The following is a 14,496-nucleotide window of genomic DNA, read 5'->3' on the forward strand; positions in this document are numbered from 1 at the left end:
GGACATGCATGCCGTTGCCCGCTCCGATCTCCCCACCAATTCCCATGCTTCGTCCTTCCCCCGCATCCTGGTTGGGCTGCTGCTGGGGCTGGGGGGGCTGATCGTCGCCTACCAGTTCGGCATGAACATGCATGCCAGCACCGGCCTGCCCTATTGGGACGACTGGGGCTATTTCTTCGGCACCGCCCAGGGCGTGCAGCAGCCGCTGACCTTCCATTCGATCTTCGCCAAGGACAGCGACCATGTCGCGCCCTTCTTCAAGCTGCTGACCCATGGGCTGTGGCAGGCCATCGGCGTCGATTTCCTCGCCTTCCGGCTGGTCGGCTGGTTGGCCTTCGCCGCCATGCTCGCCGCTTACGCGCTGGTGCTGCTGCGGGACTGCGTGCGGTCGGCCTGGGATGCGGTGCCGGTGGCGGCGGCCGGGCTGTTCCTGACCGGCACGCTGAACAACGAGTATTTCTATTACCAGCACATGGGGCTGGCCCAACCGATCTTCTTCACCTGCCTGTTCCTGTTCCTGCACACCCTGGCCCGCGGGCGGCTGGCATTGGCGACGCTGTTCCTGCTGGCCTTCGGCTCCACCGGGGTGTTCGGCGCCAGCTATGCCCTTGGGGCGGCGGGGGCCGGGGCGGTGCTGGCGCTGCGTCAGGGGGGGAGTTGGCGCGAGCGTCTGGATGGCCGGATGCTGGTGGCGGTCGGCGGCGGGCTGCTGCTGACCGCGGCGATGCTGTGGATGACCTTCAGCGGCTCCTACGCCAACCACACCGGCCAGCCGCTGGTTCTGCCCTGGCACAGCGGCTTCTGGGCCTTCCTGCTGGGCGCCTTCGCCACCGCCGCCGGACTGCCGGTGGAGGCGGTGGGTGCGCCGCTGTCGCTGGCGGCGGGGGGGGCGGCCCTGGCGCTCTGCCTGATCCCGGCGGCGGGCCTGCTGCTGGGCCGCGCCGGACGGGAGAACCGCAACGCCGCCCTGGCCATCGCCGGGCTGATCGCCGGGGCGGTGATCGTCACCATGACCACCGCGCTGGGCCGGGCCGGGCTGTGCGGCGAGGGCATCGCCAACGCCATGCGCTGCGGCACCATCCCGCGCTACGCCTATCCGGTCCTGCTGGCCTTTCCCGCCGCGGTCGCCGGCTGGACGCTGCTGCTCGGCCGCCGGAAGCAGGCCGGGTTGGCCACCGGCACAGCCGCCGGGCTGGTGCTGGTGGCGGCGCTCGCCGTCGGCCACGGTGCGGGCACGGACGTCTTCTGGCGGCATTGGAGCGTCGCCGGCCTCAACCGCATGGTGGCGGAGCGCGATGCGGCGGCGGAGCGTTGTGTCGCCACCCACCTGCAATCGATCCGCAAGCCGGACGGGATGGACTCGGCCGGAATGGACTGGAGCCAGCCGCTGGTCTGCCCCTCCGCCTCGCCGCGCAACATCGCGCCCTTCCTCCAGGCTGCCTACGACCTGAAGGCCGGCTTCGTGCAGACGATCCTAGCCGATGCCGCGAGCCGGCCGGAGCGGGGGACACTGGCCGCCCTGCTGCGGGCCGGCCAGTTGGACGAAGCCTCGGCACGGCTGCGGCTGGACGTGCCGCCGCGCGACGCCGGTTTGCTCGGGGGCGGACTGCACGGCTCGCTCGACCGCTTCGTGCGGCTTCCCTCCGGCTCGCTGGCCGCGCTCGGCTGGGCGGTCGATGCGGCGGTGCCGGCGCCAGCCGCCTTCGTCCTGCTGGGGGTGGGCGACCGCATCGTGGCAACATCCCCGACCGGCGGCGCGCGGCCCGACGTCGCCGCCGTGCTGAAGGACGGGCGGATGGCGGACAGCGGCTTCACCCTGCCCGTTCCGCCTGAACTGGCCGGTCAGCGGGTGCGGCTGTTCGTGCTGGGCCATGACGGCGGGCTGAAGGAGCTGACGCCCCCCGGCGGGGTGGCGGCGACGCCCTGACAAACAGAAGGCCCCGCACCGGGAACGGTACGGGGCCTTTTTCTTATTGGGCCGATCAATCCCGGATGCTGCGGTCCGGCGGCGGCGGCTCGTCGAAGTTCAGCATGGTCTTGATGGAATAGTGGCTCTTGCCCTGGCTCTCGAAATAGATGCGGACCAGAAGCTCGGCCAGCAGCCCCATCAGGATGCACATCACGCCGGTGACCAGCCCCATCGTCACCAGGAGCGGCAGCGGCGTCAGGATGAAGGAGATGCCGTCGACCAGCTTCAGGTAGATGGCATAGATGCCGGCCAGCACCGACAGCCCCATGAACATCAGGCCGGCGAAGCCGAAGATGTAGATCGGCTTGGTCTCGTACTGGGTCAGGAACTTCACGACGACGAGGTCGAGCACGACCTTCAGCACCCGCTCCAGCCCGTATTTCGACTGGCCGTGGCGGCGCGGGTGGTGGCGCACCGGCATCTCGGTCAGCTTGGCGCCCTGCCAGCGGGCGTAGATCGGCACGAAGCGGTGCATCTCGCCGTAAAGCCGGTAGCCCTGCAGCATCTGGCGCCGGTAGGCCTTCAGCGTGCAGCCATAGTCGTTCAGCTTCACGCCGGAGATGGTGGAGATCAGCTTGTTGGCCATCTTGCTCGGCAGCGTGCGCAGCAGGAAGCCGTCCTGCCGGTCGGCGCGCCAGCCCGACACCACGTCGTACCCCTCGTCCAGCTTGGCGAGCAGCCCGCCGATGTCCTGCGGGTCGTTCTGCAGGTCGCCGTCCATCGGCACGATGACGTCGCCGCGGGCATGGTCGATGCCGGCCATCATCGCCGCGGTCTGGCCGACGTTGCGGCGGAAATTGATGACGCGGATGCGGTGGTCGGACGCCACGCGCTGCAGTTCCGCCTCCGTCCCGTCGGTGGAGCCGTCATTGACGAAGATGACCTCGAAGCTGCGCCCCAGCCCGTCGAGCGCCGGGATCAGCCGGCCGCACAGGGGGGCGATGTTGTCCTCCTCGTTGTAGACCGGGATCAGGACCGAGACAGAAACCGTGCCGGTGTCCATGGCGGCGGATCCGGGGGTAAGCAGGAGGGTCATCGAACGGGTCCGGAGGCTGCGGGGTCATCTGTGGAGGCGATGCCGGGCCATGGTATGGCCGCTGGATCCGGCAAGCGCAACGGATAATTGGGTCGCGTACCGCCGCCTCAGGCCGCGCGGCGCTCGCGCAGAACGGTCAGGTCGATGACGGCGCCCAGCAGGGCCACCATCACCTGGAAGGCGAGGATGCCAAAGCCGAGCGCCAGTGACTGAGCATGCGGGACGCCCACCAGATCAAGCAGGCCGACCAGAGACGCCTCGCGCAGGCCGATGCCGGCAAGGGTGACCGGCATCAGCACGATCACCGACATCAGCCCGATCACGGCGCACCAGACCGAAAAGGGCTGATCGATGCCGACGGCCAGCCCCAGGGCCTGGCTGCCGGCGACCGCCGCCAGCTGGACCGCGATCCCGCCGGCGACGGACAGCACCGCCCGCCCCGGCCGGCGCATCTGGCCGCGCCAAGCCTCCAGAAAACGGCGCAACGGTCCAAGCAGCCAGGCTTCGCGCTTTGGCCCTGCGCGCCAGCCGAGCAGAGCCAACAGAAGGGCACGGGCCGGTGCCCAGGCCAGCAGCACGGTCGCCACGGCCAACCCGGCCAGCACCAGCCCGACGGCAACCAGAAGCCCGTCGCCGAAACGCGCCGACTGCACCGCCAGACCGCCGCCGGTCAGCAGCAGCAGCCCGGCGACCCCCGTCACCTTGTCGAAGGCCACCGCCGAGACGATGCGGCCGCCGTCCCCCTCTCCCCGCCCTTCGTCGCGGCTGAGCCGGTAAGCCTTCACCGCCTCCCCCGCCAGCTGGCCCGGCAGCACCAGCGCGTAGAGCTGCGCCACCAGCGTGTAGGCGAGCAGCCGCCCCGCCCGCAGTTCCGGCAGCAGCACCCGCAGCTTCAGCGCGTTCAGCACATGCATCAGGAAGAACAGCAGGCCGGCGAGCGCCATCAGCCCCGGCGACGCCACCGCCAGCACCCGTCCGACTTCCGCCACGTCGACCCGCCACAGCAGCAGGACGACCAGCAGCGCGCTGACCAGGGCTTTCAGGCGGGGACGCATTTAAACAAGCCTTTTCATGAAGTCATGAAGTGATGTGATGGGTTTATTTGGAGAAGTGCCGCTGGATGCCCCTCTCCAACCCTTCCCTGCACTTACGACCCCGGCCGGCGGGCCAGCACGTAGATGTAGTCGCCATGCGACCAGGAGTTCAGGCGGAAGATGTGGTACAGCGCTTCGGCGAGGAAGCGCCGGCCGGGACCGTAGTCGCCCTCGGTGCCCTGGCCGCTGGCGGCCCCCAGCACGTTGCGGTAGAGCGGCGAGAAGAAGGGGAAGCCCCATTCCACCACCCGCTCGATCTCCAGCCCGACCGACTTGATCTTGGCCTGCAGCTCGCCGCGGGCATAGTTGCGGTGGTGGCCAACCGTGCGCTCGAAGTCGCGCATCCGCCCCTGCAGGGTGGAGACCAGCAGGTAGCGGCCGGTCATGGCGGCGAGGTTGCGCAGCGCCGCGACATCGTCCTCGATATGCTCGACCACGTCGGTGCAGACCACCAGATCGAAGCGGCGGTCGAGATGGCCGGCGGCGACGTCGAGCAGTCCGAACTCGGCGTTCGGCGCGCGGCGGCGGGCGACGTCGATGGCCTTGGCGGAAAAGTCGAGGCCGGTGTAGCTGGCCTGCGGCTTCAGCGGCATCAGCGTGGCGAGCAGCGAGCCCTGGCCGCAGCCGACGTCAGCCAAGCTGTCGTAGTTCAGCGGGCGCACCATCTCGGTGACGATGCGGCGCAGATGCCGGCCGGTCGGGCCGTATTTGCGCATGTCGTTCCAGCGCCGTTCCCAGCTGTCGTCGTAATCGACACCACCCGGGTGATCGGCCGCGGCAGCAGCGAGAGGAGAGGTGGCGGACTTGAATGCGTCGTCGCTCATGCGGGCCTCCGGCGCAGGATGAATTCGTTGCAGCCCGTCGGCACGCGCGGCGGGCGGACCTCCAGCATGTCGAAGCCGAGCGCGTCCATCCGCGCCCGCACCTCGTCGGCACTGGCATATTCATAGGGGTAGCCGCCGAGCCAGTCGGTGACGTCCACCCAGAACTCCATGCCGCGCTCCTTGCGCAGCGGGTTGGAGCCGGTGATCGCCCAGGTCGCCAGGAACATCAGCGATCCCAGCGTCCAGTCCCAGACTTTCCGAAGGAAGCCCGGCGACAGGTTGTAGACGATCTTGATCAGGGTCCAGATCGGCGAGGTCCAGTGACGGTTGTAGAGCGCCAGCACGAAGGTGCCGCCCGGCGCCACCAGCGGGGCCACCGTCTCGATCGCCGGCCACATGGAGCCGGTGTGGTGCAGCGAGCCCCAGGCATAGACCACGTCGAAGCGGCCGAGCGAGCCGACGAAGCCGCTGTCGAGCGCGGAGCCGCGGCGGAACTCGATGCGCTCGGACATCTCCGGCGCGAAGCGGCCCAGGTTGCGGCGCGCCACCTCGACGCCCGTGGGGTTGACGTCGAAGCCCAGCGCGCGGGCGACGCCCAGCTTGCCGGCGGCGATGGTGAACAGGCCGGAGCCGGAGCCGACGTCGCAGAAGCTGGCGTCCTTCAGCCGCTCGGTCCCGACCAGCCCCTTCAGGCTGTCGATGGCCGCCACCAGCCGCGGCTCGTCCAGCACGGTGCGCGAGTAATGGTCCCAGTTCTCGCCGAAATCGAAGGCCAGGGCGGATGTCCCGGCCGGGGTGCCGCCCCCGCCTTCCGCCGTCTTCACCGGTTCCGCCACGCTGTCCGATCCCTTGCTGTCCGAGCCCAATCTGCCGCGCCGCCATACGCTCCCGAAAGCCGCCGGATGTCAACAGCACGTCAAGCGGGGGGATGGCGGCGTGTATCCTTGGACGGGCGGAGACCGGCGGCAAGATGAACACGGATTTCACGAATTCAGACGCGGATTTCACGGATGTGGCGCTGCGAAGCTGTCGCTCCGGGGGAAGCCGAAAGCATCGCCAAGATCAGAAAAATCCGTGAAATCCGTGTTCCAATCCGTGAAATCCGTGGAGATGTTGCCAGACACCCCTGCGCTTCGCGCGGGAGCCCGACCGCCTCACTCCGCCTGCGCCGACGGAACCCGTCCCCCCACGGTGCGCCCGGCGAGCGACAGGTCGCGGTAGGCGGCGGCGACGGCGCGCCAGGAGAAATGCTCGACCACCCGGCGGCGACCGCCCTCGCCCAGGCGACGGCGCAGGGCCGTGTCATCGGCCAGACGGGCGAGCGCGGCGGCAAGGGCCGGGGTGTCGTCGGCGTCCAGCATCAGGCCGGTCTCCTCCTCCACCACCAGATCGCGGTTGCCGGCGATGCGGGTCGCCACCACGGGCAGGCCGGCGGCCATCGCCTCCAGCACCACGTTGGGCATGCCCTCGTCCCGCGAGGGGAAGACGAAGGCGTCGGCGGCGCGGTAGGCGGCGGGCAACTCGTCGCGCCCCAGCCAGCCGCGGAAGGCGATGCGCTCCGACAGGCCGAGCCGGCCGGCCTGCGCCTCCAGCTCCGGCCGGGCGGGGCCGTCGCCGACGATGGTCAGGTCGATGGCGCCCCGCGCTTCGGGAGGCAGGGAGGCGAGCGCCTCGAACAGCACGTCCAGCCCCTTCTGCCGCACCACCCGGCCGACGAACAGCAGGGACAGGCGGTCGCCGGCGGCAGCCATGTCAGGGGGCGAGAAGCGAGCGGCATCGACGCCGTTGGGGATGATGGTGATCGGCTGGTCCGGGGCGAAGCGGCGGGCGAGATCGGCCAGCCCCTCGCTGTTGGCGACGACGGCCGACGCGCGGCGCCACAGCCAGCCGATCACCGGCCCGGCCAGCCGGTGGTAGAGCGAGATGCCGTCATACTGGAATCCCGGCACGTCGCCGCCGCGCAGGCTGACGACATAGGGCACGCCGGACAGCGCCTTCACCATCCAGGCCGCCGGGCCGCAGGGCAGGCCGAAATAGGCGATGGTGGCGTCCGGGCGCCAGCGGGCGGCGATCCAGGGCGCCATCACCAGCGAACTGGCGAGGAAGGCCAGCATCTCCACCACCGAGCTGCGGTCGCGGCGGCGGCGCAGGGTGGGGATGCGGCGGATCTCCACCCCGTCGGCCCGGCGTTCCACCCGCGGCAGGTCGCCGAAGGCGGAGGTCAGCACCAGCACCTCTTCGCCCAAGGCGGCCAGTTCGCGCGCGGTGTTGTCGGTGGCGTTGGCCGCCCCGCCGCCCAGCGGCGGAAATTCGTAATTGATCAGCAGAAGCCGCGCCATGCCGCCCGCCACACTCCCCGTTCGACCAGCGCCATTGATGGGCGGTGAGCAGCGGCGATGCAAGCGGTCAACCCGACCCAGCTCCTTCTTTCCTACCCATCCTTTGCAGCACCGGCCATCTCTGCTACTGATCCCGCAGGTTCTCAATGCCATCCGAAATCAGTTCCTCAACCGGAGCGATGCGGTCTTTCATGAACATCCAGCAAGCCTTCGCCTCCGCGCTCAAGTTCCAGCAGAGCGGCAAGACCGAGGAGGCCGCCCGGCTGTATGGCGAGATCGCTGCCGCCGACCCCCAGTTCGCCCCTGCCGTCAACAATCTGGGACTGCTGCGTGCAGACGCCGGCCGCGACGCGGAGGCGGTGGCGCTGTTCCGCCGCACGCTGGGCTTGGCGCCGGGCTCGCTGAATGGGTGGATCAACCTGGGGGCGCTACTCGTCCGGCTCGGTCGGCCGGAGGAGGCGGTTCGGGCCTACAGCGCCGCAATCCGACTGAAGCCCGACCAGCCGGCCGTGCTCAATCAGATGGGGATCCAGTTGGAGCGGCTGAAACGCGCCGACGAGGCCCGCGACGTCCTCGCCCGCGCGGCGGCCTTGGCGCCCGACGATGCGGAGATCGCCAACAACCACGGCGCCCTACTGCGCATGGCCCACCGGCTGAACGAGGCGGTGGTGTGCTTTCGCCGCGCCATTGCGCTGAACCCGCAATATGCCGGGGCCTATAGCAACCTGGGATCCGCAGTGAAGGATAGGGGAGCCTTCTGGGAGGCGTTGCTAGCCTTCCGGCGGGCCACCCGGCTGGACCCCGACTTCGCCGGCGCCCATTGGAACGAGTCCCTGGTCCGGCTGCTGCTGGGCGACTTCATCCAGGGCTGGCGGGGCTATGAATGGCGCTGGAAGCATGGCCGTTTGCCCTCGCCACAGCGCAGCTTCGTCCAGCCGCGCTGGGACGGGTCGCCGCTGAAGGGCCGGCGGCTGCTGGTCTATTGGGAGCAGGGCTTCGGCGACGTGCTGCAGTTCGTCCGCTATCTGCCGCTGCTGGCACAAGCAACCGTTGGAATGGCCGGTGGACAGCCGGTCTATCTGGAATGCCAGCGGGTGCTGCTGCCGCTGCTGCGCCGCCTGCCCGGCACCATTGCGGTGGAGACCGGTGGACCGCTGCCCGACTTCGACGTGCAGATCCCGGTGCTGAGCCTGCCGGCCCTGTTCGGGACCCGGCTGGAAACCGTGCCGGCCCGCGTTCCCTACCTGACGGCGGAGCCCGATCTCGTTGCGCGCTGGGGCGAGCGGCTGCGGGGGCTGGAGGGGCTGAAGGTCGGCATCGTCTGGGCGGGATCGCCGACCCACGGCAACGACAGGAACCGCTCCATCGGGCTGGCTCCCTTCGCCCGGCTGGCCTTGCTTCCCGGCGTCAGCTTGGTTTCCATCCAGAAGGGTCCGACCGAGGGGCAGGCGGCCACCCCGCCCGGCGGCTTCCCCCTGCTGAACCTGTCGCCCGACATCAGGGACTTCGCCGACACCGCCGCCATCATGGCCAACCTCGATCTGGTGGTCTGCGTCGACACCTCCGTCGCCCATCTCGCCGGTGCCCTCGGCGTTCCGGTCTGGGTGATGGTGCCCTTCGCCCCGGACTGGCGCTGGATGCTCGACCGCGAGGACAGCCCCTGGTATCCCACCATGCGCCTGTTCCGCCAGGACCGCCCAGGATCCTGGGACGGCGCCTTGGACCGCCTCGAACACGCGCTCCGCAGCCGCGCCGCGGGATAAGGGTCAAAGCGCGGCGTAGGGTCCGTCGCGGTGGACCATCACCAGATCGACCTGCCACATCCGCTCGTCGCCGGGACGATAGAGGGGATCGACGATGTCCCAGACCTGGAAGCCATGGGCCGCCATGGCGTCGACGATGGGAAGCAGGCGGGCATCGCCGCCGGCCACGGTCGCCTCGATCGCAAAGACGGCATCCGGCCGCATCAGGGTGGCGGCACCGGCCAGCACCTCCAGTTCCAGCCCGTCGACGTCGATCTTCACCAGCATCGGCCCGGCATAGCCGCGCTCGGCGCACAGGCCGTCGAGCGAGACGGCGGGCACCATGCGCCGGCCGGGCAGGCTGCCCGCCGGCTCCGCCCCTTCCGGAACGACGGAGGAATAGAGCCGGTCCTCGGATACCGCCAGCGGGACCGTGCCATCCCGGCGGGCGGCGGCGGCGATGCGGTACTCGGCGCTGGACAGTTGGGCGCAAAGCTGCCGCAGGGCCGGTTCGTTCTCGGCCACCGGTTCGATCAGCACATGATGCGCGTCGGGAAAGACCTCATAGAGCGGTGGGGTGCCGGTCTGGGCGCCGACATCGATCACCGTGGCGGGGCGGAAGCCCCGGCTGCGCAGCAGCGACAGCGCCTTGTGCTTGCTCTGGCGGACCATCGTCCGCTGGGAGCGGATCAGCCCCAGCAGCGTCGCCGCCATCGGGTCCCCCGGGCTGACGCGGAGGATGGCGCGGTAGAATTCCTCCGCCCGTTCCAGGTCGCCGGAAAGATGGACGTCAAAGGCGATCTTCAGGCCGTCGGCAATGCTCACGACTTCTTCGGTCCCCACACCGGCTGCCGCGGGCGCGTCGCCGTTCCTGCAGGAAACCGCAAGCGGCGCTGGAAAGCGGCTGATCATAAAAGTGCCGCGCCGGACGGACCGGCGCGGCACAGTTTTGGCTGGAACCCTTTCCCGGGTCCATAGCAACAGTTGATGATATCTGCCCATTTGTTCAAGCGCCTTCTTCCGGAACGGCCATGTTTCCGCTTCGCCGGCCACGCATTTTCCGCAAGGTGGAGCCGATGACGTCTTTCCGGGCTCCACCCCAACGCGAAAGCGGCCATCCGTGGGATCGCCGGCTGCGACTCGGGATGCGTGACGGGGCGGTCCGGTTGACGGCTGGAGGCACCGCTTGCCAGGGACGGGGACGCCATGGGATGAAGCGCCGCTCCCCATTTGCCGACCGGTCCGCCCCATGCGCCTTTCCGACCACGCCACCCTTCAGGCCGCACTCGACGCCGAACGGACGGGGGACCGCGAAACCGCCCTGAGGCTCTGCCGCGGGCTGGTGGAGCGGGCACCCGCCGGCCCGCAGGCCCCGGCCGCGCATGACGCGCTCGGCCGGCTGCTGGTGGGCCACGACATGGCCGCCGCCGCCGGCCATGCGCTCGCCGCCTGGAGGCTGACGCCTGCCGACCCGACCCGCCGGTCCAACCTGTGGCAGCTGCTGACCCATCTGGGAGAGGCCGGCGACGTCGCCCGCTTCCAGGGCCGCGAGGATTGCGTCGGGCTGGTGGCGCTGGGCAACGCGCTGCGCCGCGACGGGCAGGCGCTGCGGGCGGAGCGGGCCTACCGCCGGGCGCTGGACCTGTATCCGGAGGTGTCCTTCACCCTCAGCCGGCTGGCCTGCCTGTGCGCCGAACAGCAGCGGCTGGAGGAGGCCGACGCGCTCTTCCTCCAAGCGGCCGAACGCCATGGCGGACGCGACGCCGCCACCCGCACCGCCCCCGCCTTCCTCCAGTCCCTTCGCGAGGGGCCTCCGCCCGCCGGCATCCGCGCCACCATCCAGGAGGGTGCCGGTGCCGCCGCCCGGCCGCTGGTGGTCTATGCCTGCTGCGACGCCGTCTATGCGCGCAAGTTCCTGCCGACCATGGTGCGGTCCATCGCCGAGGACAGCGGGCTCGACTGCGCCATCGCCCTGCATCTGGTCAATCCCGACGCCGAGGCCGAGGCGACGGTGGCGGCCCTGGTCGCCGCCCACGGCGCCGACCGCTTCATCATCCTGCGCGAGGCCATCGACCTCTCGCCGCTGGGCGACAATGCCAAGACCTATTACGCCTGCAGCCGCTTCCTGGTGCTGCCCGACCTGCTGATCCGCTGGCAGCGGCCGGTGCTGATGCTGGACGTCGACCTGCTGGCGATCCGCGACCTGAACCCGCTGCTGGCGACCTCCGCCCGGTCGGACCTGGGCATGATGAGCCATGCGCTGAAGCGGCTGGACATCTGGAGCCTGCTCTACGCCGACGTGCTGCACATCCGGCCGACCACGGGGGCGCTGCGTTTCCTCGACCTGACCCGGCGCTACATCCGCCATTTCCTCGACCGCGGCATGCCGGTCTGGTTCCTCGACCAGGCGGCGCTCGCCGCCGTGCATCTGGCAGGCTTCACCGCGGAGGCGGCACCGCGCCTGACCGTCTATCCGGCCGACATCCACAGCAGCACGGTGATGGTCGACGGCGAGGGCCGCTACTGGACCGACGACAGCGCCTATTTCTATTCGGTCCGCGCCACCGGCGGCGGCCAGCATGCGGTGCACCGGCTGAAGCGCCGCGCCGGCACCACCGCCGACGTGAAGCAGGGCTGAAGCCGCCGGCAGCGGTCAGGCAAGGAAGCAGGTCATGAAATCATGAATCATGATTTCATGCTTCTTCTTCATGACGTGAAACCACTTCCATCTTTCCTGATCTTGCGTGTAAATCCGCGAAGCTCCCGCTCGGGTCAGCCCGTTTTCCATCCCCTGCTACCGGGAACCACCGCATGGCTCGGATCATCAGTTTCGCCTCCACCAAGGGCGGCGTCGGCAAGACCAGTCTGGTCATGGCGCTCACCTCCGAACTGCGTCGGCGCGAGGCGAGCGTGCTGCTGCTCGACTGCGACCCCAACCGGCATCTGGCCGAATGGGCGCGGCGGCGCAACGATGCCGGCGTGCGGGTGCTGGACGAGATCACGGAATCGAACGTCCGCCAGACGGTGCAGGAGAATGCGCCGAGCTTCGACTACACGCTGATCGACCTTGCCGGCTTCGGCAACCTGACCATGCTCTACGCCTTCTCGGTCAGCGACGGGGTGCTGATCCCGACCCAACAATCCTTCATGGACGTGAAGGAGACGGTGCGCACCTTCAAGGTGGTGGCGGATTCCGTCGGCGTGCTGAAGCACACACCGGCCTCCAGCGTGGTGATCGTCCGCACCCAGGCCGCCATCGAATCCCGCGTCGACCGCCACGCCCGCGGCCTGCTGGGCGAACATGGCGTCCCGGCCTTCCGCACCGAACTGATCGAGCGCTCTCTCCTGAAGGAAATGACCTACACCGGCCACGGACCGGGCGAGGTCAACCCCGACAGCAACGCCGACCTGAACGTCCGCACCCTGACCGACGAGTTCGTCGCCTTTCTGGAGTCCTCCCCGGCCAACCCGCTGATCCCGCGGGGGTGAGGCGGGAGGGACGCTCCCCGCCGGACTTCAGGAAAGCTGGACCATAGAAGTGGCTGAAATCAGGTCTCGATATCACTTTATATTTTCATGAAATGATTTACTCTGGGCTACCGGCCGGCGCCAAGGGGGCGCCGGAGGCCCGCTTACGTTGGCGGATCACCCCCAGCGGCAGAACGCCACGCCTCCACCGGGCCACGATCGATGCCGGGGATACTCAGCACTTCCCCGGCCAGGAACTCCACCAGCAGCCTGACCCGGGCAATGTCCGCCCGTTCCGGCACGATGAGCATGTTGAGAGACACGGGCGGCGGAGCATAGTCCGGCAGGACCGGTTCGAGCCGCCCTTCGGAAAGCAGGTCGTCGACCAGCCAAAGATGCGCCGGGCCGATGCCGCGGCCGGCAAGATAGGCCTCCCGCGCCGCAAGCCCGTGATCCACCCGAAGTCTTCCATCGAAGGGGACGAGGTGGGTTTCGCCGTTCGGCCCTTCCAGCGTGAGCGCCTCGCTTCCGGCGATGTTCGACATCCGGACGCCATCGAGGCCGGCCAGGTCCCCGGGCGTCGCCGGCCGGCCACGCCGCGCCAGATACTCAGGCGAGCCGACGAGGATGCGCCTGCTCGTGCCGAGAGTCCGCAATCTCATGGAACTGTCGGCAAGCGGTCCGAGACGAACGGCAATGTCCACGCCTTCGCGCACCAGATCGACCCGCTCGTCCGTCAGGCTGAGATCGACGGTGATCCCGGGATGGCGATCCTGAAAGGCGAAGATCAGCCGGCTGATGTGCCGGACCCCGAGCGCCGCCGTACAGGATACGCGGACCGTGCCCACCGATGCGCCGCGGGCGCTGCGCGCTTCGTCGCCGGCCTGTTCGACGAGGCGCAAAATCTGGATGGCGTTGGCGTAGTAGCGGCGACCTTCCTCCGTCAGCATGACGCGTCGCGTCGTGCGGCTGAGCAGCGCCACGCCCAGGGCCTCCTCAAGCTCGCGCAGATGGCGGGTGACGCTCGACTGTCCGGTGTTGGTCTCCCGTGCGACGGCCGAGAGGTTCCCCCGTTCCGCAACGCGGACAAAGGTGCGCATCCGTTCGAGCGTTATGTCCGATTTATCCATTTTCCGGCACTATCATATCCGCACCCCGCCTGTACCGGAACAATAGGCCTGCGCCTAGCTTGGGAGAAAGCCGTCTCCACCAAGCAGGTGCCCGCCATGAACGTGCTCATCGTCTATGCCCATCCGGAACCCCGATCCCTCAACGCCTCCTTGCGCGATGTCGCCGTCGGGGAATTGAAGGCGCAAGGCCATTCGGTCGAGCTGTCGGACCTCTACGCCATGGGCTGGAAGGTCCAGGTGGATCGCACCGACTTTCCCACACTCGATCCCGGCACGCGCCTCCGGGTCGCCGCGGCATCCGCCGATGCTTTCGCGGCCGATGCGCTGACGGACGATGTGAAGGCCGAGCAGGAGAAGCTGCTGCGGGCCGACGCACTGATCCTTCAATTTCCGCTCTGGTGGTTCACCATGCCGGCGATCCTCAAAGGCTGGATCGACCGCGTCTATGCGTACGGCTTCGCCTATGGTGTCGGCGAGCACAGCGACCACCGCTGGGGCGACCGCTATGGGGAAGGCACGTTCGGCGGCAAGCGTGCCATGCTGATCGTCACGACGGGCGGCTGGGAGCAGCATTACTCGCCGCGCGGCATCAATGGCCCGATCGACGATCTTCTGTTCCCGATCAATCACGGCATCCTGCACTATCCCGGCTACGATGTGCTGCCGCCCTTCGTCATCTACAGGGTGGACCGCCTCGACGAGGCCGGCTTCGAGCGGGCGGCCGGGCAATTGCGCGAGCGGATGCGGACCCTCGAAACCACCCGGCCGATCCCGTTCCGCCGGCAGAATGGCGGCGATTACCTGATCCCCAGCCTGGAGCTTCACCCCGGACTGGAAGAGGCCGGCGTTTCCGGCTTTTCCCTGCATCTGAAATGAGAGCGCCATCGGGGAAAA

Annotated in this window: 12 protein-coding genes; 5 read left to right on the top strand and 7 right to left on the bottom strand. The window is 69.1% G+C overall.

Features of this window, described 5'->3' with window-relative positions:
• Positions 1 to 4 precede the first annotated feature (4 nt).
• The gene (locus tag J2Y49_RS24020; RefSeq protein WP_310117500.1) at positions 5 to 1,927 is read left to right on the top strand and encodes a hypothetical protein; all 1,923 of its coding nucleotides are present in this window, start codon (positions 5 to 7) and stop codon (positions 1,925 to 1,927) included.
• Positions 1,928 to 1,982: 55 nt separating this feature from the next.
• On the opposite strand, the gene J2Y49_RS24025 is transcribed toward J2Y49_RS24020, so the two are convergent.
• From J2Y49_RS24025 to J2Y49_RS24045, 5 genes are all read right to left on the bottom strand, one after another.
• Positions 1,983 to 3,005, bottom strand: a complete 1,023-nt coding sequence (locus J2Y49_RS24025; protein ID WP_310117501.1) for a glycosyltransferase family 2 protein — start codon at positions 3,003 to 3,005, stop codon at positions 1,983 to 1,985.
• A 107-nt stretch (positions 3,006 to 3,112) separates the two neighbouring features.
• Positions 3,113 to 4,060, bottom strand: a complete 948-nt coding sequence (locus J2Y49_RS24030) for a lysylphosphatidylglycerol synthase transmembrane domain-containing protein (RefSeq protein WP_310117502.1) — start codon at positions 4,058 to 4,060, stop codon at positions 3,113 to 3,115.
• A gap of 92 nt (positions 4,061 to 4,152) precedes the next feature.
• Positions 4,153 to 4,923: a class I SAM-dependent methyltransferase gene (locus J2Y49_RS24035; protein ID WP_310117503.1), complete on the bottom strand. Its 771-nt coding sequence runs from the start codon at positions 4,921 to 4,923 to the stop codon at positions 4,153 to 4,155.
• Entirely contained in the window at positions 4,920 to 5,759 is an 840-nt protein-coding gene (locus tag J2Y49_RS24040) for a class I SAM-dependent methyltransferase (RefSeq protein ID WP_310117504.1), read from the bottom strand. Before J2Y49_RS24040 ends, J2Y49_RS24035 begins: the two co-directional genes overlap by 4 nt.
• Before the next feature lie 318 nt (positions 5,760 to 6,077).
• Entirely contained in the window at positions 6,078 to 7,262 is a 1,185-nt protein-coding gene (locus J2Y49_RS24045; protein WP_310117505.1) for a glycosyltransferase family 4 protein, read from the bottom strand.
• A 191-nt stretch (positions 7,263 to 7,453) separates the two neighbouring features.
• On the opposite strand from J2Y49_RS24045, the gene J2Y49_RS24050 reads away from it, so the two are divergent.
• Positions 7,454 to 9,025 (top strand): tetratricopeptide repeat-containing glycosyltransferase family protein, encoded by a 1,572-nt coding sequence (locus tag J2Y49_RS24050; RefSeq protein ID WP_310117506.1) that lies wholly within the window; start codon positions 7,454 to 7,456, stop codon positions 9,023 to 9,025.
• Between the two features lie 3 nt (positions 9,026 to 9,028).
• On the opposite strand, the gene J2Y49_RS24055 is transcribed toward J2Y49_RS24050, so the two are convergent.
• Entirely contained in the window at positions 9,029 to 9,829 is an 801-nt protein-coding gene (locus tag J2Y49_RS24055; protein WP_310117507.1) for an FkbM family methyltransferase, read from the bottom strand.
• Between the two features lie 424 nt (positions 9,830 to 10,253).
• Here J2Y49_RS24055 and J2Y49_RS24060 point away from each other — a divergent pair, with 424 nt between their 5' ends.
• Both J2Y49_RS24060 and J2Y49_RS24065 read left to right on the top strand, forming a co-directional pair.
• A complete protein-coding gene (locus tag J2Y49_RS24060; protein ID WP_310117508.1) occupies positions 10,254 to 11,642 on the top strand; it encodes a tetratricopeptide repeat protein in 1,389 nt (462 codons plus the stop codon).
• Positions 11,643 to 11,815: 173 nt separating this feature from the next.
• On the top strand, positions 11,816 to 12,493 hold the full coding sequence (locus J2Y49_RS24065) for a ParA family protein (RefSeq protein ID WP_310117509.1): 678 nt from the start codon (positions 11,816 to 11,818) through the stop codon (positions 12,491 to 12,493).
• Positions 12,494 to 12,636: 143 nt separating this feature from the next.
• On the opposite strand, the gene J2Y49_RS24070 is transcribed toward J2Y49_RS24065, so the two are convergent.
• Positions 12,637 to 13,602, bottom strand: a complete 966-nt coding sequence (locus J2Y49_RS24070; RefSeq protein WP_310117510.1) for a LysR family transcriptional regulator — start codon at positions 13,600 to 13,602, stop codon at positions 12,637 to 12,639.
• A 96-nt stretch (positions 13,603 to 13,698) separates the two neighbouring features.
• Here J2Y49_RS24070 and J2Y49_RS24075 point away from each other — a divergent pair, with 96 nt between their 5' ends.
• A complete protein-coding gene (locus tag J2Y49_RS24075) occupies positions 13,699 to 14,478 on the top strand; it encodes an NAD(P)H-dependent oxidoreductase (protein WP_310117511.1) in 780 nt (259 codons plus the stop codon).
• Positions 14,479 to 14,496 lie beyond the last annotated feature (18 nt).

The organism is Azospirillum sp. BE72, assembly GCF_031455875.1.
Classification (GTDB): domain Bacteria; phylum Pseudomonadota; class Alphaproteobacteria; order Azospirillales; family Azospirillaceae; genus Azospirillum.

Coding starts and splice junctions, on each gene's coding strand:
- J2Y49_RS24035 (WP_310117503.1), bottom strand. CDS start 4,923: ATGAGCGACGACGCATTCAAGTCCGCCACCTCTCCTCTCGCTGCTGCC.
- J2Y49_RS24045 (WP_310117505.1), bottom strand. CDS start 7,262: ATGGCGCGGCTTCTGCTGATCAATTACGAATTTCCGCCGCTGGGCGGC.
- J2Y49_RS24065 (WP_310117509.1), top strand. CDS start 11,816: ATGGCTCGGATCATCAGTTTCGCCTCCACCAAGGGCGGCGTCGGCAAG.
- J2Y49_RS24025 (WP_310117501.1), bottom strand. CDS start 3,005: ATGACCCTCCTGCTTACCCCCGGATCCGCCGCCATGGACACCGGCACG.
- J2Y49_RS24075 (WP_310117511.1), top strand. CDS start 13,699: ATGAACGTGCTCATCGTCTATGCCCATCCGGAACCCCGATCCCTCAAC.
- J2Y49_RS24030 (WP_310117502.1), bottom strand. CDS start 4,060: ATGCGTCCCCGCCTGAAAGCCCTGGTCAGCGCGCTGCTGGTCGTCCTG.
- J2Y49_RS24020 (WP_310117500.1), top strand. CDS start 5: ATGCATGCCGTTGCCCGCTCCGATCTCCCCACCAATTCCCATGCTTCG.
- J2Y49_RS24060 (WP_310117508.1), top strand. CDS start 10,254: ATGCGCCTTTCCGACCACGCCACCCTTCAGGCCGCACTCGACGCCGAA.
- J2Y49_RS24050 (WP_310117506.1), top strand. CDS start 7,454: ATGAACATCCAGCAAGCCTTCGCCTCCGCGCTCAAGTTCCAGCAGAGC.
- J2Y49_RS24070 (WP_310117510.1), bottom strand. CDS start 13,602: ATGGATAAATCGGACATAACGCTCGAACGGATGCGCACCTTTGTCCGC.